Raw genomic sequence first — 23,315 nt, 5'->3', positions numbered from 1 at the left:
TAAAAGTTCAAATCACCATTAGGGAAAATCGATGCGGTCAAAATTGGGATATTGGGAGCAAAAGGGAGTCAAATAATGGAGTAAAGGCAAAAAACTTAAATTAGATTAATCTTAAAATACACTCAATATTTTGCATAAATTTCTTAAATTTTTTAATTCAACTTAATTTTAATTTTGTCAACTTTCAATTTTAAAGAAATTACTGAAAAGTAATATTATTTGTAAATTTCAAGTATTGAAAACACCTCAAGTATTTGAGATTACAAAATATAATTTTGACTGAAAATGATTGCAAATATTGGATTTTGTATGAAATATACGAAGCAGCTAGTACCATTTATAAATAAAAAATAAATGAAATCAAATAATTTTCGAATTTTTATATCTTAAACTAACATTTTTTATTTTTTTCAGTGCTTTTTTATAGATGATTTCAGTTATTATTATTTAGGGATAAATAGAGTTGATTTTAATGGGAAAAACACGATTCGTACATACAGAAGATTTGAAATATATTTTAAATTGCCTTGTACTTCAAGGAGATGTTTTTTCCTTAGAACATGAAGTCCTTTTCTGGAAAAGCTTATATGATTCTATTGAAGCAATTGAAGTACTAATTGAAACTCGGATTAAGAGATGGAAAGGATCTGAACTTGAAAAACCATTAAAATCTTTAAAAAAACAAACTACAAAATTTATTAAAAAAGTAAAAAAACTTGGAACAGAACATGGTTCTTGGTGCGGTGCATCAAATCAGTGTGCTCATCTTTTAAATCGATATCGCATGCAGTGTATTCCAAATCTGTTGGATTTGGCAGGTTTTCTTGCTGAGGATGATCTCATCCGCCAGCAAGTTGAAGGGTATTTGCTATTTTAAAGAATACTAAAGAATAAGTTTCATCTCATTTTAAAATGAAACAAAAAAAATGTATTGATAGTATTTTCCAGCAGAAATATCTTTATATCTTGTTATCTGATTTTTTCATGCTTTCTTCTATCATTCCCTGCACGAATATGGACCTTGTGTGTATGAATTGCACATGAAACACAATACCAGTTTGTGACTTGACGTCTTGGGACGATGGCACCAGCATCTCGTAATTCTTTTCCAATTGTTGCATCCACTAAAGATACATATTTTGTAACCCGTTTAGCTTTACCACGAGGTACGAATCGACCACATTTAGCACATTGAACGGGTTGATCACGACCGGATTGTGAACCTGTTCTACCGCCCGATCGTCGTTTTTTAGTCATTAATAACTCACCATGATAATCAGTTTATTTCAATTAATAAAAACGCTTATGAAAGAAAATTTAGCATTAAAAAAAAAATTTTGGATAAATTTATCAATTAAATCAAATAATATTCCAAAATTAGCACTAAAATTCATTAATCATAATTAAAATGAAATTAAAAAAATCTTGATTTAGATAAGTAAATCACTTATTGAGTGTTTTATACGAATAGATAATCCGTTGAATTAATGTCCATGTGCATAGTGCGCTAAAGATTAAAAATAGTGATGGAAACACCCAACGTATCTTGTGTTCACCCAAAATTTTTTCTTCTAACGCAAACACTGCCCATTCGATAATATAAATAAATATTAAAATGAAAAATCTTTCAGCTCGTTCCATAAAACCTATTCCTTTCATGGAAATACCTTCAATTTCAGCTCTCGAACGGGTATACGAAATCATTAGCATTACTGTTAAAGTAAAAATGCCAATTAAATAGTTAATTGTCGAATTCCAAGGCCAGATTATACCTCCAAACATTAAACCCATCATTGAAACTGCATCTGCAATCCTATCTAGTGTACTGTCCAAAAACGCGCCATATTTTGAAACTTTTCCAGATTTTCGTGCTACAGAACCATCCAATACGTCAATATATCCTGAAAAAAAGAATAACCAAGGGGGAACACACGCCCACCACCACCAAATATTATTAGTGATATAAGAATAATTATATAAAAATATAGAAGGAAAAGCAAATGCCACACCCGCCAGAACTGAAAGTGCAAATCCGAATAAACTCAGCTGGTTTGGGGTAATGTGATGCTTAATACACCATCGACTGGGTCCATCAACAAATTTTGGGAGTAGATACCGATAATTATTTAAAACCATAATTTCGACCCGTTTTTGTTTACAATCTTATTAAGGATACAAAATTAATAAGGGATCTTAAAGTAATTACAGAATTAATGCCAGAAAAATAAGTATTACTAATAGAGGGAATCAAATAGATATATAATAAAAAGAGTATTAAGGCATGATCTGTATCCGTTTTATAACTTTTGCGATCATTGTTAGGAAAAACCTAATTCTCTCGCAACCTCTTCTCTAAAAACGGAAAATATGATTCATGAGGGCCAATATATCTTGTTGCGGAGTAGGGTTGCTGACGATCTCATCATAGCAAGCTCACGGCTGTCTCAGAGATGAGCCTAATTTCCGACTTAAAGAAATATTAACTCAAGGTTGTTGTCAGGATGCGTATGCTCGAAAATTTCATTCGGATGCCTGAAACAGTCAATTAACCGTCAATCTCGTCCTCGGTATCACATGACAAAAAACGACCCGTCATTGTTCCCTAACCTTATTAAAAGAATAAAATTATATATTCCTTCTTATTTCATCATAGTTAATATGTTGAAGTAAGTGATATCATGATAATATCTGGATATTGCCTAAATATTAACCGAATCTATATCGAACAATAATTTTTAGTTTTGTATGGCATTCCCTGAAAGTGCAGCTGAAAATTTTAATACAAATTCTGATGTAAAGATAAATGAATTAGAAAATGCTAATCAGGGTCTTTTAACACGTCAAATGCTTCAAAAATTTACTCATTCCATTAAGAAGTGTTTTCCTACATGTGTGGCGACTGTTTTGACCGATCCTCATGGATTTCCTGTTTATTCCGAAATTGAAGCCGATTTGGATGAAAATTTACTAGCACTTAGTGCCATTGAAGAACGGCGCAAATTTCTTGATTTGCATGAGTATCACAAGATTATTAAACCAGTAGGAAAAGAAATCCGGATGATAATTCTTCTCAAAAAAGCAAGACAAAACTACGTGCATTACGGCAATTTTGAGCGAACTTTCAAATATCATGCTAAACAGATGGGTTAGCCGCATTAAAAAAAGAGATTTTATTAATACTTAAAAAAATTTTGATTATTTTGTAAATTCAATAGATTGATACTATTGTTGTAGATTAATTTAATTATTTATTACATCGTTTAGTTGGAAGTACAATATTTAGTTTGGTAACCAATTCTTTAAAGCGATTTCTAACAGTTACTTCGGTTACTTGTGAAATACGCGCAATATCTCTTTGGGTTCGACGTTCTCGATAATATATTGACGCTACATATATGGCTGCTGCTGCCACACCAGTAGGACCCCTTCCTGATGTTAATCCTCTTTTCTCAGCAAGTGCAATTATTTGGTTGGCTTTTTTCGCGACTCTAGCACTTAATTTCAATTCGGAAACAAAGCGATTAACATAATCAGTAGCTTTAGTCGGATTAGAAGATAGGTTAAGTTTTGAAGCAACAAATCGATAACTTCTCCCAATTTCCTTTTTATCTACTCTTGCATTTTCTGAGATCTCTTGTAAAGTTCTGGGAATTTTGCACATTCGGCATGCTGCATAAAGAGATGCTGCTGCAACTCCCTCTATTGATCTTCCTCTTATTAAATGGTTACTAACTGCAGACCGATATATCTTAGCTGCTGATTCACGTAGATTTTTTGGTAATCCTAAAACTGAGCTCATACGATCCAATTCAGAAAGTGCAAATGTAAGATTTCTTTCGGTAGCATCAGAAACTCGAATACGTGACTGCCAGCGTCGTAAACGATAAATTTGACTTCGTAATCGAGAAGGAATTTCACGACCAGCGTAATCACGATTTTTCCAATCAATGATGGTGCTTAAACCTTGATCATGAATGGTTAAAGTCATTGGTGCTCCTACTCTGGTACGCTTTTCTCTTTGATCTGAATCGAAAGCACGCCATTCTGCGCCTGGATCGATTAATTTAGTACTTAAAACTAAACCACAATGAGGACAGATTACTTCTCCTCGTTGAGTATCCATAATTGTATCATAACTATGGCATATTGGACAATAATCGTTTGTATCCATATCATCAAATTCTGTGCTTTTTTCCATCAATTAAATACCTCTTATTTAAAGATTATGTTAAGTTTTAGATTTTTGGAAATCTGATTTGTAAGATTTTGAATTAAAACTTTTAGGTTTGGGATTTTTATTTTTGATTACTTTAGGATTTCCTTTTGGATTTACATTTAATCTAAATTTTGGTTTTGATTTAGAGTGAAACTTTGCTTTTTTAGTTGTAGTTCTCTTTGACTTTTGAGCAGAAGAGAGTGTGAATAAAGCCGAACCTTTTTGAATATTATATTTTTTAAAAATTCCTGTATCTGAATGAAATGGTTTGACTGAAACAAATGGTTTGTTCACAGGACCAAAAATATCTGTTATAAAACCAATTCTTTGCTTTTCTGAAGTATATACTTTTTCTCCAATGTCAGGTAGCTTTTTCTCAAAAGCACCCTCTATACTTCGTAGAATGATATGATTTGAATGCGCAATACCGATGATTTTCCCAATGTTCACAGTTCAAGAGCTCCCAAGGTACGATTACAAATAAATTAGGAAATATAAAAAAATCCCAATAGTTGATAATGGTTCAAATATATTATAATAAAAAAGGGAATTACCATTTAAATCTTCGTATAAGACCCCATTTAGTTAAAAAAATCTTGAAGTAAATCCAAATTTGCCAGAACGAAAAAATAGAAGAAATAATATCTCCACTGTTCATATTTATAGGATTTTATTCACTTTAGCGTATTTATTATGAATTTAATTTTGAAAGAAATTAAGGAAAATAATTTTACCCAAAGTGTAATCCAATAAAAAAATAACAACTTAAAAATTTTAGCATTATTTTTTCCCAATTTTTTATTTTTGGTTAATGGGAGGGAGATCCATTAATTTATTACGGGAATCAAATCTACTGAGATCAATTTTAGATGCAAGTGAATTAATAATTTGTTTTAAAGCTTTAATACCTGTTTTATTTTTTGTAGAAGTTTCAATTATCCCTATCAAACCTTGAGATGATGAAATATCATTATTTACTTTTATACTAAATTCATTTAATACAGTGTTTAATTTTTCTTTCACAATGGCAAGTTTGTATGAGTTCAATTTGTCAACTTTGTTAAGAACAAGTAAACATGGGATATTAAGATTTAACATAAACTTAACAAGTTCAATAGATAATGGAATTGTTTCTTGATTTTGAAAAAACCATTTTTCTAGTTCTGATTCTAAACGATCTAAACTTATTACAATCAACATTAGGAAGATATTCTTCTGATCTAATTGGATATAACGCAGAATTTGATCTTGAACCCGTCCTTCTGAACTTCGATCTAATCTTACCATCCTACCAAAGCCAGGTAAATCAATTACGTGATAGTTTAAAGCAGGATCGTTAATTATGGTTAATCTTATGGTAGAACCTGCAGTTTTACCTACTTTACTCTTATACCATTTTGGATGGCTTAATAAGAGGCGCGTAAGACTGCTTTTACCAACATTAGAATTTCCAATTAAGCAAAGTCTGGGGAAATTTCCACGTGGATAAGAAAATTTAATTCTATTTTTGGATGACTTTTTTACCATCTATTGTCACTTTCTTTGATAATTATAGAATCTTATATATCTAGAAAATCATCTTTTAAGAAATCTTGAAACATTTTTGTTTTTTCAGATTTTGTTAATATGGGGCGCTCTGAAATAGGATCTCCAACTATATTTAGGATCTCCTTCATATGATCTGGATTTATTGTTAAAACTAATTTTCCATTTTTAAATTGAACAACTTTCTCATCATAAAGCTGTAAACGAAGAATGAAACCCAGACCAAAATAAAATTTATGCTCTTCAATTGGCTCTACAGGATTTTTACTGGTAACTTCTTTTAATGCTTCATATAAAGTCTGCTTAGATGCTTGGTGATCTTCAATGTTGAAAACTAAGTGCCATAAAGCATGATAGATTATCTTATTACGCCGATTACTTAAGTTTTTGATGAATTGTTCTTTTGAAACGGTTTTTATTCCCATTTCTTTTTTTTTCTTCTGAATTTCCTGTTCCATACGAGCTTCTAGGTCCGCGTCAATTTCAGGTTGAAATTCTATTTGCTTATTTTCAGATAGTTTTATTGCTTCTTCAAATTCACCTTTCATTTCATCTGCATTCATTAGATTTTCAGCAATTGCAGATTCCATGTCTTTTAAATCTTGTTCGGTGAATTCATCTTGATCTAATTCAGAGAACTCTAATAACTCTTCTTTAAGATTTTTATTGGTAAGATTGTTTATCATATTATTTTCTTGATTTGGTGAATCTTCTTCATCAATTTCGCTATTTTCAACAAAAATACTTTCGTTTTCTTTCTTTTCATCTTCAATTTCTTTATTATTCTGATGGGGAATAGAAGGATCTTCCATATCTCTCAGTTAATATCAAAACAATCATGAATTTAGAGTTTGGTATATGACGAAGTAATATTATTTTTGTGAATAAATTTTGCGATTATGATATAATTTAATTTGTGTATTTTTTTTTAAAGGATTATGGATGATATATCTAAATAAAAATCAGTCAGAAATCTAATTTTCGTAAAAATACAATGTATTTTTTTGCATTCTTTGATTGTTTTGCAAAAGTTACCTATTTGATTTTTTTCCATTATTGCCTAATTAGGTTAATTCTCAAGAAAAAGAACAAAAAAAGAACGATTTTTTATAGAAAATATTTTATACACTTATAATTAAAAATCAGAACAGATTCATAGATTCCATAAATTCCTTACCTCGTAATCTTTTTAACTGTGCTTCAAGAAATACATCAGTAACATAATTATAATCGATCGAAAATGCCATGGATGGGGATAAATACGTATTTTTAATTGCTCCAATACAATTTTGAAATCTTGTATTATACACTTCAAACCACTCTAAGTGATCAGCAATCTTATAGAAATTACTTAACATTGCATAATCATAATTTCGTGTGTTAATTTTTGTAATAAAAGCAATATGGGGATCTCTAATTAAGCTTTGTAATACTCGATTTCGCTGATTGCAGTGTTTTACTTGAAGTAACGACAGAACAGTAAAATAGCTTGGAGGAGACCATATACGAGGAAATACACATCTTGGCGTACCGACAATATTTTCTTGTAAATATTTGCTGATTCTTCTTTGAATAGTCTTTCTATGTATTCCCAAAATTTTTGAAAGGTGATTTTCATTCGTTCTGATCCCTTTCCCATTTAAGAGCATTTTTAATATTTCTATACTTAATTCATCAAATTTCAAATCTCCTAAAAAAGGATTTGCTTTATTTTTAAAATTTCGTTTTATTATCCGTATAGAATCTTCAGGCTTATTTTTTAATATACTCTTAGTACTTGAAAAAATTGGTTCTGAATAGTGGATTTGTCCTTCTCCAACCATTATTAATTCATCAAGAAATATTTTTTCTTTCCATAATTGATATGAATAAAAATCTCTATGCAATTCAATTAATAAAGTATTGTATTCTTCTTCTTTTACAAAATATGCTGCCCAAATATATGGATCTTCCTCGATCCATTTGTTTGTTTTTGGATCTCGTGGAAGATCTACTTTTTCAATGACTAATAAAGAAAGTTGATTTAAAAGAGCATTAAAAGGATAGAGAGGCTTTTTAATGATGTTATTTGTCAAAAGATTATCAATTTTAGATTTAATTGTATTTCTATGCTTTCCAAACTTTTCTGCAAAAAAACTTATATTAATCTCAACCCCTGAACCAGAGCACATATTTTTTAACAATTTAACATCTAATTCACTTTCAAGGTAATTAGTCATATTCAATTATGAGTAAAATATCATTTAATAAAAATGTCATTTTTCATCGTATTTTATATAGATAAATGCTAAAAATATAAATTTTTTATCATTTTTTTCAAACATTTATATGTATTCCAGAAATAAAAAACACTAATCTCACTTTTGAGATCTATTTATATATATTTTTGACAATTTTAGCATTGCATAAAATAAAATTACTCGACAAATAAGGCATATTCGATATTTTTTTAATAGGATTATACAGTTTATTTATATTTTTAGCAACTTTAATTATACATAGATGGCACTAAATAAAAACACCTATGATAGTCTTTCAATCAATTCAAAAACCCTTTTAGAAATATTAGAAGAAGTTAATATTACATCTTTTGCTGACAAATGGGGTCCAGAAAAGGTTTTGCATGTATATGACCCTGAATTACAGATGCATGGTGTTTTAGTTATTGACAATACTGTATTAGGTCCAGGAAAAGGAGGAATACGTATTGAACCTAATTTGACACCTTATGAAGTGTTTAAACTCGCTCGTGTAATGACTTGGAAAAGTGCCTTGGTAGAAATCCCATTTGGAGGTGCAACAGCAGGGATCCGTGCTGATCCTTATCGAATTGATATCTCAAAACATATTCAAGCCTTTGCTAAAAAAATAGCACCTTTTGTTCCCAACCAATATATTGCTGGTCCAGATCTAAATGTTGGAGAACAAGAGATGAAAACTTTTGTTAAGTGTATTGGTGATTTACAAGGTGCAACAGGTAAACCAAAAGAATTAGGAGGTATTTCTAATAAAATTGGATGCATTGGATTTGGAATGGGTGTAGCTTTAGAAAGTGCTCTGAATTTTCTAAATAAGCAATTTAATCTACCAGATGATCTTTCGGAAGCATCTATAGTAATACAAGGTTTTGGTTCTGTAGGTTCAAGTTTTAGTAAATTTCTCTATAAGAAACATGCAAAGATAGTTGCAATTAATGATTTTTGGGGAACCATATATAATCCAAATGGAATTAATATCAAAAAGGCTTTGAAATATGCAAATGCTCATAATGAACATCTTTCTTTAAAGCATTTTAAAGATGCAACACATTTGAGACGAGATGATATTTATAAGATAAAATGCGATATTTTTGTCCCTTGTGCAGGCGCATACGTTATTAATGAAAACAATTGGTTTCAAATAGATTGTAAATGTATTTTGGAGGGTGCAAATAACGCTATTACGCCAAAAGCAGAAAAATGGTTATCTACTAACGATAAGATTGTATTACCGGATATTTTAGTAAATGCAGGAGGTGTCATTAGTTCCTATGCTGAATATAAAAAAATGGATTCTTATGATGCCTTTACGATGATAGAATCTAAAATACGTAAAAATACGGTTTGTATACTGAAACAAGCATCTGAATTAGATTTATTGCCAAGAGATATTGCTCGAGATATTGCAGAGGAACGTATTTTGAATTCAATCGATTAAAAATCGCAAAATGGAGTAAATAAATATGGTTGAACAAATAATAGAACGTCTTTCATTCCAAGATATTGCTTTAATTTGGGGAACATTAAGGAATAATATCGATTTTAGATTAATAGACAAATCCTTTGATATTATGATAGTCGACTCAATCAATGGTAGATTTCCTGTTGATGCATATAATGATATCTATTTAGAAATCCCACGTAACCAGATGAAAATGGATCTTTCTGGTCGAAGAAATAATTTCTCGAGAAAAAACCAGAATAATTTATGGAATTCTCTGCGAATATTTCAACTACCAGTCTATTATATTGAAAATATTGAATCAGATGTCTTAATTGCAAGTTTTAAACAGCTTATTAATGGATGGAACGATTCACACATTCCAAAAGAAATTCCCTGTATTGCATTGGCTTTGAAAGTATCAGGAGATTATTGTGATGAACGAGAAGCTCAATTTATTAGAATTTTGCTGATTTGGGAAAATGGAACTGCTCGTTTTGTCGATTTAGAGTATTATGAAGGTCCACTAGAAGATTGTATTTCACCTGAATGGTATGTAAAAGTATCAGAGTTAGGAAATTATTCTAATTTAGGATTGAAATTTAAAAATTTGTCCCGATATTTACCAAATTGGAACAATCAAAGATTTTCTTTGTTTATTATTCCCTCGTTTTTAGGAGATTATCTAAAATATGGAACTCATGAAGAAATCGATATTTATGGGTGGAAACGGGGATATGTATATCGAACACAAGATGATCTTCAGAAAGATATTAATATAATATTAAATAAGGTTAATTTTTTTTTTAAAAATTGAAATGGATGAAAATTATGTCTGACGACCATAGAAAAAAACATAAAATCTCCCCATATAAAGTAGCTGTCACCCAGCTCGAAAAAGCTGCTGAAATAATGAATCTCAAAAAGGATTATTTAGATATTTTAAAAAATCCTGCAAGAGTATTGACTGTTAATTTCCCCGTTAATATGGATGATGGTTCTATCAAAGTTTTTCGAGGATTCCGTGTGCATCATAACGATGCGAGAGGACCGACTAAAGGAGGAATACGATATTCCCCATATGTCAACTTAGAAGAAGTAATGGCTTTATCCATGTGGATGACATGGAAATGTGCTACAGTAGGTTTACCATATGGAGGGGCTAAAGGGGGAGTATGTTGTGATCCTTCAAAAATGTCTGAAACAGAACTTTGTCGATTAACTCGGAGATTTACATATTCAATATTGAATATGATTGGGCCTGAAAAGGATATTCCTGCTCCAGATGTGAACACAAATCCAATTACTATGGCGAAGATTATGGATACATATAGTATGCTCAAAGGTTACTCGATTCCTGAAGTAGTTACTGGCAAACCTGTCGAAATTGGAGGATCTTTGGGAAGATTAGAAGCAACTGGTCGAGGTGTTTACTACACTGTATTAGAAGCTCTCAAATACAAAAATATGGAACTAAATAACTGTACTATTGCTATACAAGGATTTGGAAATGTTGGTTCTCACTTTGCCAGAATTGCCTATGAAAATGGTGCAAAAATCATGGGTGTGTCTGATGTATTTGGAGGTTTAGTTTGTAATTCAAATGAAGGAATAGATATTCATAAACTCCTCAAACATGTAAAAAAACATGGTAAAGTGAATGATTTTCCTGGTTGTACTCAAATTTCAAATGAAGAAATTTTAGAATTAGATGTTGATATTCTTGCCCCATGTGCAATTGAAAACCAAATTCGTAAAGATAATGCAAAAAAGATTAATGCTAAAATTATTGCTGAAGGTGCCAATGGTCCAACTACCCCAGAGGGAGATAAAATTCTGTTTGATAAAGGTGTGTTTCTAATTCCTGATATTTTATGTAATGCAGGCGGGGTCACTGTAAGTTATTTAGAATGGGTTCAAGGTTTAGAACGATTCTTCTGGGATGAAGAGGAAGTCAACAAAAAATTAAAAAAAGTAATGAAACAAGCATTTAAGGAAGTATTAGATAAATATATTGAATTAGATCAAAAATATGACATGAGAATGGCCGCTTATATTCTAGCAATAGAAAGAGTTGTTCATGCTACAAAATTAAGGGGAATTTTTCCTTAATTTCAATTTTTAATGATGTTTACTATACAAAGATTAATTCAAATTTTGTTTTTTTTATTCAAACTTTACTTTTTGATATTTTACAAGATTGTTGGTATTTATATTTAATAATTTCGGTGGTTGCATTCGAACTACATGAAAGATCACAAATTTAGTCAGTTTCTATAAAGTATTTATCACAGTTAATATTTCATTATATATGTCAGGTTGCTCAAAAAAGATCCAAAGCAAGATCTTTCGAGATTTTAAATTACGAACCCAAATTGATGAAAAAATTGTCACTTAGAGATATAAAAATTTGTTTTCTTGTATGTTATTCTCTTTATATTTAAAATCATTGGATATACACATGAAAGAATATATGAGTTAAAAAATATTAATGTAAAAATCAGTGTAAATTTGTTTATTTATTATGACTACAAAATATGAATCATATTTGATCAAAAAAAAAATAAGTATGAGAATAAATTTCACAAAGCCGTATACTTTATGTGAAATCGTGTATTTTAAAAAACCATGAAATCGAAAGAATTTCTTAACGGAATTGAGTTGATTATATTCGATTACGATGGAGTTCTTTACAACATGATTGATCCCTTACGTGAGACTGTCATTGAGGGTGTTAAAAAATTCAATCTTCAATCAAATGGGCTTAATGAAGACATGCGGGAAGTATTTCGTGTACTTGAATTCGCTTTAACGAGATCAGTTGCCGATCAAATTTTAGATTCTAAAGAAATGCTTGATATAAAATTACTTGATGGATTTCCTTTATTGAAGCGATTACGCATAGCTACATTCTTTTATGGTGATTTTCGCGCTAAAACTCAAGAACCTAAACTTTTTGATGGAGTCATTGATTTGATAAAGAAATTGCATGCTAAAAGCATAAAATTGGCTATTTTATCAAATAGTGCTAAAAAGTATATTGATAGCACTTTAGAAGCTTATGGATTACTCTCCTATTTTAATACAATTTTAGGTGCAGCAGAAGTAAAGAAAGTTAAACCAGATCCAGAGGGATTATTAAAAATAATGAAAATTGAAGGGGTGAAGCCTAAAAATACTCTTTTTATAGGTGATATGGTTTCAGATATTGATGCGGGAAAAAATGCTCAAATTCGCACCATTGCTGTAGCCAGTGGAATTTTAGCGCGAGAAAAATTGGAAGCTGCACAACCCTATGCCCTAGTATCAAATATTAGGGAATTAATTGATCTTTTTGGGTTAAAATAACTTCATAAGAAAAGAAAAAAAGCAAAAAAGTCAAAAATTACCTCTCGTTAATGCAACTATAATAAATCATGGTAAGTGATAGAAATGAAAATATTGATGATACATAGTAATGGAGCTACAATGAAAAAGTATGCTCCCGCCACATCCAAACCCCAAGACTATTCTGAGAAAGAACTTCAATTAGAAGGAAAAGTGCTTGTTTGTTTTATCTCAGTTGAAGATCAAGATACATTTGATATAAACATTATTTCAAATCAAGCAGTTAGTGAAATACTTAATGCTGTTGACTTAATTGAGACATTTCCTGAGAAAATTAAAGAAAAAAATGCAGAAGTAGAGAAATTTAACAATGGTTTGAAAAAAGCGCAAGAAAAAGGATTTAGGAAAAATGAAAATCCCAAACAGAAAAAATCGTTAATACTAGACCCTTCTATGTATAAAATAGATAAGATTTTGGTTTATCCATGGGCTCATCTCAGCAATTTTCTTAGTCAAGAATCTACTGCCATGGAAGTATGTCCAACGATTGCTAAAATCTTAAAAGAAAAAGGTTTTGATGCTTATTTCTCACCTTTTGGATGGTATAAAGCATTTACTTTAGATTGTCTTGGACATGAAGTTGCAGAAATGTATCGAGACGTACCTTTGGCACTGTTGTCTACAGATGTAAGGGCAAAATCTGTTTTTAAAATTGTAAATCCTGACAAATCAATTGAATTTTTCTGTGATAGTTCTGAAGAGGGTAAAAAAAAGGCAAAAATTCCTAAAAAATATCCTAAAGACTTTAGAGATTTTATTAAAGCAGAAGTTCTCAGTTCACGTGAAGCTGGACGCGAAGAACCGGCGCATATTAAACTAATGAAAAGGTTTGAACTTGCCGATTTTGATGATGCAACAGATGCTGGAAATTTAAGATGGTATACAAAAGGTTTACTGATGAAAAATTTACTTCGTGAATATGTAGAGAATCAAGTTGTAGAACATGGTGCTATTTATGTTGATACACCTGTCATGTATACTGTTAAAAATAAGAAGTTGACAGCACAAACTGCTCGATTCCCTGCCCGTACTTATTGGGTTCACAGCGGAAATAATCGATTTTTACTCCGATTTGCTTCTGATTTTCTATTATTTAATATGTTTTCTCAAATGAATATAAAAGCGGAGCAATTGCCTATTCGTGCTTATGAATATGAACAGTATGCATTTCGAAGAGAACAAGCAGGAGAATTGGCTGGGTTACGTCGTCTTCGTGCTTTTACAATGCCTGACATGCATACTTTATGTAAAGATCTTCCACAGGCTGTAAAAGAATTTAAAGATCAATTTATCTTATCTAATAAAATTCTGCGAGATCTTGGTTTAAAATCATATATGATTATTAGAACAACTGAAGATTTTTGGGAAGAAAATAAAGATTGGATTTTAGAAATTATTTCATCTGAAGGAGAACCTGCATTAATAGAACTTTGGCCAGAACGGTATTACTATTTTATTTTAAAATATGAGCGCCCAGTTCTTTCTACTCAAGGACATACTGCTTGTCTTTGTACAAATCAAATTGATGTTGAATCTGCTCAAGAATTTGTAGAACAATATGGAGAAAAAAGACAAAAATATAATATTAAATGGCATGATAAAGCTGGTAATGAAGGACATCCTATAATTTTACATAATTCTCCATCAGGAGCAATTGAAAGAGTAATTTGGGCTTTGTTGGAGTCTAGTGAAAGATATAAGGATACTAAAGTTCCTGGATTTCCTTTATGGCTTTCACCTGTTCAATGTCGTGTTGTATCTGTAAGTGAAAAAGAAAAAGAGTATGCTGAAAAAATTGTCGAAAAACTGAATCAAATCAATATTCGCTGCGATTTTGATGATCGAGACGAAAAAATAGGCAAAAAGATTAGAAGTGCTGAAATTGAATGGATTCCATATACTATAATTGTAGGAGCGAAAGAAATGGAGAATAACACAATATCCATTCGAAAAAGATTAACAAGAAAACCTTATGTTAATGGAAATTCAAGTGAGCAAATTAATGATATTTCACTTGATTCATTAATTTCGGAATTAGAACAAGAATTATCTGGATTTCCAAGAAAAACACTACCAAAACCATTCCGTCGTTTCAGCTCTCGGATATTTTTCAGACAATAAAACAAAGCGAGAAAAAAAATCACAAGTATTTCTCTTTTTTATTTTTCCAAGAATCAAGAATCAAAATTCTAAATATTAAGGGAAATTTTTCCCATTTTGAAATATTATGAATTTTTTTATTTTTACTTCAGTTCTATTCGAAAATAATAATCGATTCTTATAGGGCATTATCAAAAAAATAAAAAAGCATTCTGTGCTTAATAAAAATAGAATTTATTATATTATTTCGTGATGTCCTAATGCCAGAAATTGAAATTGATTTTAATATTTTTTTCCCTTCAGAACATGTATTCAATAGCTATATTGAAATATTAAAAACACGTAAAGTATCACCAGAAATTGGTATCAACCCTGAAAAAAGAAAATTCTTCTAATTATATTAGTAATTATCTTATAGTAATTCAAAAAAAGTCGTATTTTTTATTTTTTATATCATTTTAGATAAATCCTTAAAGTTAAACATGTTCAAAATCAATTTCTATTGACTTATTTTTAGGCCAATTAGCTCTAAGTAATATATCCCGAGAAGCTTCATGCATTCTGATAATTGGAAATCCTGTAAATTCTGAAAGTTTTTTCGCAAAAATTAATAAATCTTGGAAATTTGGGGCGAATTCGCGTAATTCATGCCCCTTTGCAAATTGGCCAAGACGATTTGTCAATTCTAAAGCATTCGCTTCCACAGTAAATCCTTTTATGTCTATAAAATTTGGAGGGTTTTTCTTTAAAATTTTTGCATAATCTTCAACCATATTTAGATCGATGTTTAAAAATTTAACAGATGTTATTCTTACAACCGTACGGCATGGTAATTTTGGTAAAAGAGCTAGAGTTGCATTTAGATTTTCCCAAGAATTTTTTGTTAATGGTCGACAAATCTTTGAAAAATCAGATCTTGTAGGCGCGGGAAGAGTTACATAAAGTTGTGTCGGAAGCGAATTTTCTTTCCACATTTTCCTTATAACATCAGTATTAGAACCATTTGTAACAATAAACGTGCACATTTTTCGATTTCTGAATTCAGAAACGAGTTCACCAATTTTTGGATATAAAGTAGGTTCCCCAGCCAAAGAAATTGCTGCATGTTTTGGGTGTTTTGCACGTTTAAATGCCTCAATTATTTCTTCTTTAGTGGTAACATTTTCTTCGATAATACGGGAAATATCTTTATTTGTATTAATAACTTGAAGAAATTTCTGTCTTATCGAATAAATATCATCTGAATCAATGTTTTGAAGAACTTTACAATTTTTTAATAAAAGAACAGCGCGATGGGTTTTAGTTTTCGTTTGATTTATTAGTTTTGCAATTTCTGATATCGTAAATCCAACTTTTTCTCTCGAAGTTTCTTGTTGTTGAAACTTCTCTAAATATTTTTCCAAAACTTGATGCATGATTTCAAGATTATCTAACGAACGCTTGAGAGTAATATGTTCAACAACCAGATTTATTGAATGTCGAATCATTTCATCGACTAATCTTTTGGGGGAATCAACAGGACCTGTCCAAGATGCTCCAAAAGATGCATTTTCAATATCGCGCCAACAAAAAACGCACTGGTGGTTACAAAAGGGAAGTGCAGGTGTATTTTGTATGCATGTTTCTGATTCAATTCCAAAATAACCTTTATAACAATTTCGATTATCCCTACCAGTAAGTAATTTCTCAGTTAACCAATGACATGGTTTAATTGCAGAATGCTTAGATGGACCGATAATACGATAATTACTTTTCATATATGATTGGATTAATTTACTTCGGTGGGAAAATTCGTTGTTAGAAGAAGAATTTGTAGATTTAGATTTGTTATCCACGGGAATTCACTAAGTATAAAAAAAAAGGATAGAATATATGTTTATTCAAAGTATATTTTTTATGCTTCTACTTCCAACAAAAATTCGGAAATTTCTTGTTTTTTATATTTGTAAAGTGTGTATCCTAAGAGGAGATAAGTACATGCAAAAATTCCTCCTAAAATAAGTAAATATTCAACTAGATCGAAAAATATAGGAAAATTATAAATTTTACCACCTCCAGATAATCCATATAATCTACAAAAAGCAACTGAAGTAAAACTTCCAGCCAATGTCCCTACAATTAGAGAAATAAGAAAAGAAATTGACATTTCTGAAATAACTAGTAAATTTATTCCCTTCCGTCCAAAACCACGAGCAATTAATTCTCCGTATAATCCTCGATTTTGATCTTGCAAATTAATTATTAGAATTGCCATACCAATTGCCAAAATAATTCCAATAATTATAAGGTTAAAGTAGAATAATCCTAAATAAGGGATATTTGATTGATTTAGAGATGCACCTTCGATTTTAGCCCATTGTTCATTATATATTTTATAATTTGTACTATATAATCTATATGTAGTTGAACTTTCAATCAAACTTTTCGCATCTTGGACAGTAAAATCAGGTTGTTTTAAATTTTCATTAATATTTATGATTTCTCTTATAATCTTACTTGGAAATATATCAATATCGTATTCTGAGAAGATTTGATCACTAACAACTATGAAATCACTAGGTTCATTTGTTTTTGAAAAATATAATCCAGGCATTACATCAATAACTTTTATGATTTTTGCTGAAATTTGCTTTGTAATATATTGTCCTGAAGTGAAATTAATACTTGAATGTAGAAAAGTGATAGTTTCCCCTAATTGAAAATTATTAACATTAAGAAAAGTTGAACTAACAATAATTCCAACTTTATTAGTTTCATTCTTTAAATTTTCATTAAATTCAATTGCATCTTTTATATCTTTTAATAAACTTGTTGAAGGTAATAGTTTGGTTTCATCTTCAGATATAAGTGAGTAATAATCAGATAGATTTAAATAGAATATCTGACGAAATCCATTACCAGTAAATTGATTACGAATAAAAGCATGTGTGAAATCGGAGAATACTGTTTCATTTTTCTCATTTTTTAAGTCTTTTATTTGATTTTCAAAATTCGTTAATTCTGTGTAGTTTGAAAAAATTGTTTTAGAAATTGTAAATTCTAAATTTATATCTCCTCCACATTCAATATTTGATTTGACTTGTTCTAATCGAAATAATGTATTTGTTGTTAAATTGGAAAACATCAACATTGCCACATAAAAACCAGCTAAAAACATAATTTGCCTAAATTGTTTTTGACGCACCATTTCTATTCCTACGAAGTAATTCTTTTTACCTACAAAAATTTTAGAAATAAATCGTGAAATTCGAGCATATCTTGGTGGAGATTCGACAATTAAGTATCTAATAATTCCTATAACAAGTAACATTGGTGAAATTATTGTTAAAATTATTAAGGCATTAATTCGACTATAAAGCACATTTGAAATTTCAATTAGTGTATCTGAAACTATAATATTTTGACCTGAAATCATTAAAATAAAGAGTAATATTGGTATTAAAGAACTAAAAACAGCAATTAATCCCCACTTTGGAATAAGTTCTTCTTTTTTCTTCATAAAATTCTCAATATCGAGTTGATCTGATTTAATGTTTTCACTATTTTTTTTCTGATAGTATAATGATGATTCATCATAATCTACGTCACCTGAGATATTTTTTAATTCAGATGATAATTCAGATGTTTTCAGTTTATTTATGTGCTTAATTGTTGACATTGTTGCTAAAATATTTAAAATAGTTCCAAATAGGAATGTTTCTATAATTGTCTGAGAAGTGAAATGAAAATCAAGTCCAAATCCTGTTTGATTAAAATCTTTGAGAAATAGGGGATTTAACCAATGTTGGCCTAAGAAAAATACCCCTATTCCCAAAAATGTTCCCAAAACAGAAACAAAAATTGAATTTAGCAATGCTTCCATCAAAAATTGATTACGAATCATTTTTTTTGGAAATCCTCGCATTCGCATTGAAAAGAATTCGTGATACCGCTTTCTCACTTTTGTTTTATTTGCCATAGACCCCATGTAAATTGCAAAAATGTATAAAGGTAAATTTGTGAATTGGATAGAAAGGCGAACTATTGCTTGAAAATGAAATTGATTTTGGAGAGAAATTGAGAGTAAATTATATGGTTTTACATAGGTGGGCAATTTTCTTTTAAATTGTTCATATCTTGCGGAAATTTCATTTGCTGAAGCACTTAGCCATGAAACTTTAATTTTTGTTCGATCTGTTGTAAAAGCAACATAAGTTTTAATATTGAACAATAAATTAGTTTTATTTTCAAATTCTGTATGATTCTGTAAATGGTTAATTAATATTCTGTTAGGTTTTAATTGAGACTGTTCAGAAAAATTAACAGATTGTAAAAATATATTTGTATCAGGTTCAATAACATCTTCTGGAGTTCCAAATTGAAATAAATCTTTTTTGGGTCTGAAAAATCCAACAATATTTATGTTTGGTATCTCAATTATTTCGATATTTGTTATACCTAACCTAAAAGGAATACTTTGATTAGAACCAACTGATAAATTGAATTCTTGAGCATATTGTTCATTGACTAATATTTCATTAGTCTTTTTTGGGATATTTCCAGAAGTTATTTGGAAATATTGACTAAAACGCTCCGAATTAAAGAAATCAGTTTCTACTAAATACCACGTAAATCCATTGTATTTGTTTTGACTTAAATATAGAAAAAGACGGGGATTAGTATATAATTGATAATAATATGAATGTTCTATTTCTAAATTCGATGAAAGGAAAGCATTTTCAACTTCAATTTCAGAGGAAGTTATAGAAAAATTTAAGTTTTTTGCATTTGGATTATTTATTTGTGCACAATAATCAAAAACATTATAGTTTGTTTCTTGCATGATGAAAAATTGGGCTGAATCAAAATAATATCCAAAACCTGCTACCATTGATATCGCTATTGCTAATGTTAAAATCGCTAATTTGGAATCATTTACATATTTCCAACTTTCTTTTATGTAAAAACTTAATTTTGTTCTCATTTTTCTTTCCTTTGAACCTTTTTCATACTAATTTTTAAAGATGTTTCTTTCTTTTGAAAAAATCTATTGATAAAATTGCTAATTGTGAAAATACTTAATGCTATAATTAAAAAAATGCATAGAATTTGACTAATTTCATTTAAGTCTGAAAAAATGGGGAAAGTAAAATCACTCGGAATCTCGCCAGCGATTCGTGAGCTATTACTTAAAAGTTCAAATTTTATAAAACTTAAAGCGGTCAAACTTCCAATTGGAATACTTATTATAAGTGCTGTAATTAATATAATTCCAAATTCAACTATCCTAATTGTAATTAGTTGATTTTTTTTCATCCCTCTACCCAAAAGACGTTTTTCAATTGGTTTTGATGAATTTAGGAAAATTTGAGACAGAATTGCAATTTCTCCCACAACAAAAAACCCTATAATTATAAAATCATAATAGAGTAAACCAAAAATATTTGATAAATTTCCTTGATTTCCGATCTTAATAGGTGAAATCTCATCCCAATCTGGGTCTTGAAATTGAATTATAGGAAATTTACAATAATTTGATAGAAACTTTAGCATTATATTATATAATAATTCTTGATTTGTATTTTTAGAGAATTCCTTTAATTTAATCAAAGAATGAAATTCTTCACCCAATAAAGCTTCATTTTCTGTTAAGGCTTCATTATAGTCAATTAAAATTATATCTGAGATATCATTTGTGCTACTATAATAAACTCCAGGAAAAATATCTATTGCACCAATAATTTGCACTGGGTGATCAATATATTGCTGATTGTCTGGAACACCATAATAATGAAGTGAAATCATAATTCTATCTCCAATATCTAAATTATTTTTTCTAAGAAAATGTGAACTTACAATAATACCAGTAAAATTATCATTTTCTTGGTTAAATTTGATTAATCCTTTTAAACTCGAATAAAGATTTGGATTTACATCTAATACCTTATTTTGACTAAAGATCGTGAGATACTTGTTTGTTTCAAGTGAAATTACTTGGATTTTTCTTTGAGTCACTGGGTTTAATTCCAGTGTTTGAGAATAATAACAATATTCGCTCTTATAGTAAAAAGCTAAATCTTCAATGATCTTTTGGTTTGTTAAATCAGATAAATTTCTAAATTTGTTTTCAAACGATAGAATATCACTTTGATTTTTGAAATAAGGATCTTCATAAGAAATATTAACATCTGCTCCAATCTGAAAAACTTCAGGCATTCTTAAATAATTTGAGGTAGTATTACTCAGAATATTTAATGCAATTACCCCAGAAAAAAGAAGGGTCAACTGAATCAAAATTGCATTCCATTTTTTTTTTCCTATCAAGTTAACTGAAATATATTTGTCAAATTCACCGAGGGTGATATGTGATATAATTTTTACTAATCTTGCATAGAATTTAGGGCGTTCTAATGAAATAATCCGAACTATTCCAATTATTATCATAATAACACCAATAAAAAAACTAAATTCGATAATTTCATAGTTATTTTGTAGTGTCGAAAAGAAATCAATCATTAAATCAGAAAAAACCAGTTTGTTTTTTAGAATTAATAAGAAAAATAAAATGATAGGAATAGCTCCAAAAAAAAGTAACAACCAGGTTTTTACTGAAACTTGGTTCTGCCATTCTTCTTTTTCTTCTTTAAAAATTTTAGTTCCAAATAATAATTTAATTTTTTTAAAGAGAACATAAGTATATTTTAATTTTTCATTTGTAACTGTTTCTATTTTCGCTTTATTATTAAAATAATTCTCGCTTTTTAATTCTGAATTTTTTATTGAATGTTTCTTTTTTGTCTTAGCAGAAAATAAAATAAATTCGTCCAAATTTGCAGAGTAATCTTCTTCTATTTTTATTTTTTGGGTTAATTTTTCCAAATTTAAACGAGAAATCATTCTTAAAATTTGAATTATTGATATGAAATTAATTATAATACTTAAAATAAAACCCCATAGTATGGCACTAATGTTCATTTCAGGGTTTAAATTTACGCCTATTTCTTTAAGAAAAATATCATGGAAGATTTGATCATATAAGTAGAAAGTTCCAAATCCTAAAACAATGCCGAGTGAGGAACCAATCAATGCATTAATAAAACCATCAAAAATGATTATCTTATTTAGAATTTTATTTTTAATTCCCATTGATTTTAAATAGAAAAGTTCTTTTTCCTTCTTTTTTTTCGATGATTTCATCAATAAAATACTAATTGTCAATGAGAATAATATTATAGGCATATAGATTAATTGAAAAAGAAATTTTGATTGTTTAAAATCATCATAAAATAATTTCATATTACCGCTTAAAAGATCAACAAATCCATGATCAATTGGTAAATAAATAGATAAATTCTGAGAAGCAGATTGAATTGTGGATATTTGGTGTCGAATTTGATTGAAATCTAACATTTCACGGTTATACATTAAAAAATAACCTGATCGAGTGTAAGACGTACGTAAATACTGATAATACCATTCATCTTGAGCAATTTCTTGATGTAATATTTGAAATGGGTGTTGCATATCAGGACCACTAAAATTATAATAAGAAAACATTGCGGGTTCATCAAATTTGGAAATAGAAAATGGAATTTCTCGATTAGTGAGATAATCTTCATATGTATAAGAATAAATAAAATGTTCTGTATCAAAGACATATTCATTTTGGACTGCTAAATATATTCCAGATATAGTTACATTCTTTAATTGAAATGCTTTATATTGCACAATTGGAGGAGAATATTCAAGATCAGAACCAATTAACATTGTAATATTTGTAGTTTGATTTGTTTTTAATCCAAGCTGCTGAGCAAAACGATATTCTATTAATATCTCATTAGGATTATTTGGTGTTGTTCCTTCAATAACTTTAAAGTACTGTTTAAATCGACTTGAATTATAAAAATTATTATCAAAAACAATGAATTCAATTTCAGTCGCATTTAATTTCCTTTGATAATCGAAAAGACTAACGGTAGATAAAGGATTAATCGTCGCCCATTGATTATGTACCCAAAAACCTTCTTCAATACTTAAAATCCCGTATTGACATACTTTTTCGATTTGCAAACTCGATCTTGAAATGGCATTCATTACTTCATTGTAATCTTTTTCAAAATTGAGAGAATACTCTAGTTTTGGGATTGCTGAATGATGTTCGCCATAGATTTGTTTATGACTTATCTCAAAATCAGGAACAAAATCAAAGGATTTATTGAATTGATATGAGAAAAGCGCATTATTATAGAAACTTAACCCTACAATCATTGAAATAGCAATACTGATACTAAAAATGATTAACCATTGATTTTTTAAGTTGTAAATCGATTTTTTCCAATAGAATCCAATGAATGAACCCATAAAATCCCTCAATGTCTAGAAACTTTTT

The 23,315-nt window shown here is 29.4% G+C and carries 18 protein-coding genes; 8 read left to right on the top strand and 10 right to left on the bottom strand.

The annotated features are described in order from the left end of the window. Positions 1–472: 472 nt before the first annotated feature. A complete protein-coding gene (locus tag ACXLDF_RS14525) occupies positions 473–877 on the top strand; it encodes a hypothetical protein (protein WP_457559266.1) in 405 nt (134 codons plus the stop codon). Between the two features lie 92 nt (positions 878–969). Here the strand turns inward: ACXLDF_RS14525 and ACXLDF_RS14520 are convergent, their stop codons facing one another. Continuing rightward, complete coding sequence (locus tag ACXLDF_RS14520; RefSeq protein WP_457559265.1) at positions 970–1,257, bottom strand: 30S ribosomal protein S26e; 288 nt, start codon at positions 1,255–1,257, stop codon at positions 970–972. 186 nt (positions 1,258–1,443) lie between these two features. Continuing rightward, positions 1,444–2,136, bottom strand: coding sequence for a CDP-alcohol phosphatidyltransferase family protein (locus ACXLDF_RS14515; RefSeq protein ID WP_457559264.1), 693 nt, complete (start codon positions 2,134–2,136; stop codon positions 1,444–1,446). Between the two features lie 609 nt (positions 2,137–2,745). Here ACXLDF_RS14515 and ACXLDF_RS14510 point away from each other — a divergent pair. After that, the gene (locus tag ACXLDF_RS14510; RefSeq protein ID WP_457559263.1) at positions 2,746–3,150 is read left to right on the top strand and encodes a hypothetical protein; all 405 of its coding nucleotides are present in this window, start codon (positions 2,746–2,748) and stop codon (positions 3,148–3,150) included. A gap of 94 nt (positions 3,151–3,244) precedes the next feature. Here ACXLDF_RS14510 and ACXLDF_RS14505 read toward each other — a convergent pair whose 3' ends face one another. The 5 genes from ACXLDF_RS14505 to ACXLDF_RS14485 all read right to left on the bottom strand — a co-directional run bounded on the left by ACXLDF_RS14505 (position 3,245) and on the right by ACXLDF_RS14485 (position 7,980). After that, positions 3,245–4,198: a transcription initiation factor IIB gene (locus ACXLDF_RS14505; protein WP_457559262.1), complete on the bottom strand. Its 954-nt coding sequence runs from the start codon at positions 4,196–4,198 to the stop codon at positions 3,245–3,247. A 30-nt stretch (positions 4,199–4,228) separates the two neighbouring features. Then, positions 4,229–4,666, bottom strand: coding sequence for an H/ACA ribonucleoprotein complex subunit GAR1 (locus ACXLDF_RS14500; protein ID WP_457559261.1), 438 nt, complete (start codon positions 4,664–4,666; stop codon positions 4,229–4,231). A 348-nt stretch (positions 4,667–5,014) separates the two neighbouring features. After that, entirely contained in the window at positions 5,015–5,743 is a 729-nt protein-coding gene (locus ACXLDF_RS14495; protein WP_457559260.1) for a GTPase, read from the bottom strand. 32 nt (positions 5,744–5,775) lie between these two features. Beyond that, positions 5,776–6,573: a hypothetical protein gene (locus tag ACXLDF_RS14490; RefSeq protein ID WP_457559259.1), complete on the bottom strand. Its 798-nt coding sequence runs from the start codon at positions 6,571–6,573 to the stop codon at positions 5,776–5,778. Positions 6,574–6,903: 330 nt separating this feature from the next. Beyond that, the gene (locus tag ACXLDF_RS14485) at positions 6,904–7,980 is read right to left on the bottom strand and encodes a helix-turn-helix domain-containing protein (protein ID WP_457559258.1); all 1,077 of its coding nucleotides are present in this window, start codon (positions 7,978–7,980) and stop codon (positions 6,904–6,906) included. A gap of 283 nt (positions 7,981–8,263) precedes the next feature. Between ACXLDF_RS14485 and ACXLDF_RS14480 the strand changes: the two genes are divergently transcribed. The 6 genes from ACXLDF_RS14480 (at position 8,264) to ACXLDF_RS14455 (ending at position 15,342) form a co-directional block, all read left to right on the top strand. Beyond that, positions 8,264–9,457, top strand: coding sequence for a Glu/Leu/Phe/Val family dehydrogenase (locus tag ACXLDF_RS14480; RefSeq protein WP_457559257.1), 1,194 nt, complete (start codon positions 8,264–8,266; stop codon positions 9,455–9,457). 25 nt (positions 9,458–9,482) lie between these two features. Continuing rightward, positions 9,483–10,277 (top strand): hypothetical protein, encoded by a 795-nt coding sequence (locus ACXLDF_RS14475; RefSeq protein ID WP_457559256.1) that lies wholly within the window; start codon positions 9,483–9,485, stop codon positions 10,275–10,277. 14 nt (positions 10,278–10,291) lie between these two features. After that, complete coding sequence (locus ACXLDF_RS14470) at positions 10,292–11,572, top strand: Glu/Leu/Phe/Val family dehydrogenase (protein WP_457559255.1); 1,281 nt, start codon at positions 10,292–10,294, stop codon at positions 11,570–11,572. 516 nt (positions 11,573–12,088) lie between these two features. Then, on the top strand, positions 12,089–12,808 hold the full coding sequence (locus ACXLDF_RS14465; protein ID WP_457559254.1) for an HAD family hydrolase: 720 nt from the start codon (positions 12,089–12,091) through the stop codon (positions 12,806–12,808). An 84-nt stretch (positions 12,809–12,892) separates the two neighbouring features. Beyond that, on the top strand, positions 12,893–14,968 hold the full coding sequence (locus tag ACXLDF_RS14460; RefSeq protein WP_457559253.1) for a threonine--tRNA ligase: 2,076 nt from the start codon (positions 12,893–12,895) through the stop codon (positions 14,966–14,968). 239 nt (positions 14,969–15,207) lie between these two features. Continuing rightward, positions 15,208–15,342, top strand: coding sequence for a hypothetical protein (locus ACXLDF_RS14455; RefSeq protein WP_457559252.1), 135 nt, complete (start codon positions 15,208–15,210; stop codon positions 15,340–15,342). An 81-nt stretch (positions 15,343–15,423) separates the two neighbouring features. On the opposite strand, the gene ACXLDF_RS14450 is transcribed toward ACXLDF_RS14455, so the two are convergent. The 3 genes from ACXLDF_RS14450 to ACXLDF_RS14440 are packed head-to-tail and all read right to left on the bottom strand — an operon-like array spanning position 15,424 to position 23,287. Continuing rightward, the gene (locus tag ACXLDF_RS14450) at positions 15,424–16,782 is read right to left on the bottom strand and encodes a radical SAM protein (RefSeq protein ID WP_457559251.1); all 1,359 of its coding nucleotides are present in this window, start codon (positions 16,780–16,782) and stop codon (positions 15,424–15,426) included. A gap of 59 nt (positions 16,783–16,841) precedes the next feature. Then, positions 16,842–19,910: an ABC transporter permease gene (locus ACXLDF_RS14445; protein ID WP_457559250.1), complete on the bottom strand. Its 3,069-nt coding sequence runs from the start codon at positions 19,908–19,910 to the stop codon at positions 16,842–16,844. Then, entirely contained in the window at positions 19,907–23,287 is a 3,381-nt protein-coding gene (locus tag ACXLDF_RS14440) for an FtsX-like permease family protein (RefSeq protein ID WP_457559249.1), read from the bottom strand. Before ACXLDF_RS14440 ends, ACXLDF_RS14445 begins: the two co-directional genes overlap by 4 nt. Positions 23,288–23,315: the final 28 nt, after the last annotated feature.

This window comes from Candidatus Harpocratesius sp., assembly GCF_054039255.1.
The sequence above is the reverse complement of the archived record's forward strand: the minus strand, read 5'-3'. Positions and strand labels throughout refer to the sequence as shown.

Excerpts from the sequence above, each read along its gene's own strand:
- ACXLDF_RS14520 (WP_457559265.1), bottom strand. The coding sequence starts at position 1,257 with ATGACTAAAAAACGACGATCGGGCGGTAGAACAGGTTCACAATCCGGT.
- ACXLDF_RS14515 (WP_457559264.1), bottom strand. The coding sequence starts at position 2,136 with ATGGTTTTAAATAATTATCGGTATCTACTCCCAAAATTTGTTGATGGA.
- ACXLDF_RS14440 (WP_457559249.1), bottom strand. The coding sequence starts at position 23,287 with ATGGGTTCATTCATTGGATTCTATTGGAAAAAATCGATTTACAACTTA.
- ACXLDF_RS14480 (WP_457559257.1), top strand. The coding sequence starts at position 8,264 with ATGGCACTAAATAAAAACACCTATGATAGTCTTTCAATCAATTCAAAA.
- ACXLDF_RS14510 (WP_457559263.1), top strand. The coding sequence starts at position 2,746 with ATGGCATTCCCTGAAAGTGCAGCTGAAAATTTTAATACAAATTCTGAT.
- ACXLDF_RS14445 (WP_457559250.1), bottom strand. The coding sequence starts at position 19,910 with ATGAGAACAAAATTAAGTTTTTACATAAAAGAAAGTTGGAAATATGTA.
- ACXLDF_RS14505 (WP_457559262.1), bottom strand. The coding sequence starts at position 4,198 with ATGGAAAAAAGCACAGAATTTGATGATATGGATACAAACGATTATTGT.
- ACXLDF_RS14475 (WP_457559256.1), top strand. The coding sequence starts at position 9,483 with ATGGTTGAACAAATAATAGAACGTCTTTCATTCCAAGATATTGCTTTA.
- ACXLDF_RS14465 (WP_457559254.1), top strand. The coding sequence starts at position 12,089 with ATGAAATCGAAAGAATTTCTTAACGGAATTGAGTTGATTATATTCGAT.
- ACXLDF_RS14495 (WP_457559260.1), bottom strand. The coding sequence starts at position 5,743 with ATGGTAAAAAAGTCATCCAAAAATAGAATTAAATTTTCTTATCCACGT.
- ACXLDF_RS14470 (WP_457559255.1), top strand. The coding sequence starts at position 10,292 with ATGTCTGACGACCATAGAAAAAAACATAAAATCTCCCCATATAAAGTA.
- ACXLDF_RS14460 (WP_457559253.1), top strand. The coding sequence starts at position 12,893 with ATGAAAATATTGATGATACATAGTAATGGAGCTACAATGAAAAAGTAT.
- ACXLDF_RS14525 (WP_457559266.1), top strand. The coding sequence starts at position 473 with ATGGGAAAAACACGATTCGTACATACAGAAGATTTGAAATATATTTTA.
- ACXLDF_RS14490 (WP_457559259.1), bottom strand. The coding sequence starts at position 6,573 with ATGGAAGATCCTTCTATTCCCCATCAGAATAATAAAGAAATTGAAGAT.
- ACXLDF_RS14455 (WP_457559252.1), top strand. The coding sequence starts at position 15,208 with ATGCCAGAAATTGAAATTGATTTTAATATTTTTTTCCCTTCAGAACAT.
- ACXLDF_RS14485 (WP_457559258.1), bottom strand. The coding sequence starts at position 7,980 with ATGACTAATTACCTTGAAAGTGAATTAGATGTTAAATTGTTAAAAAAT.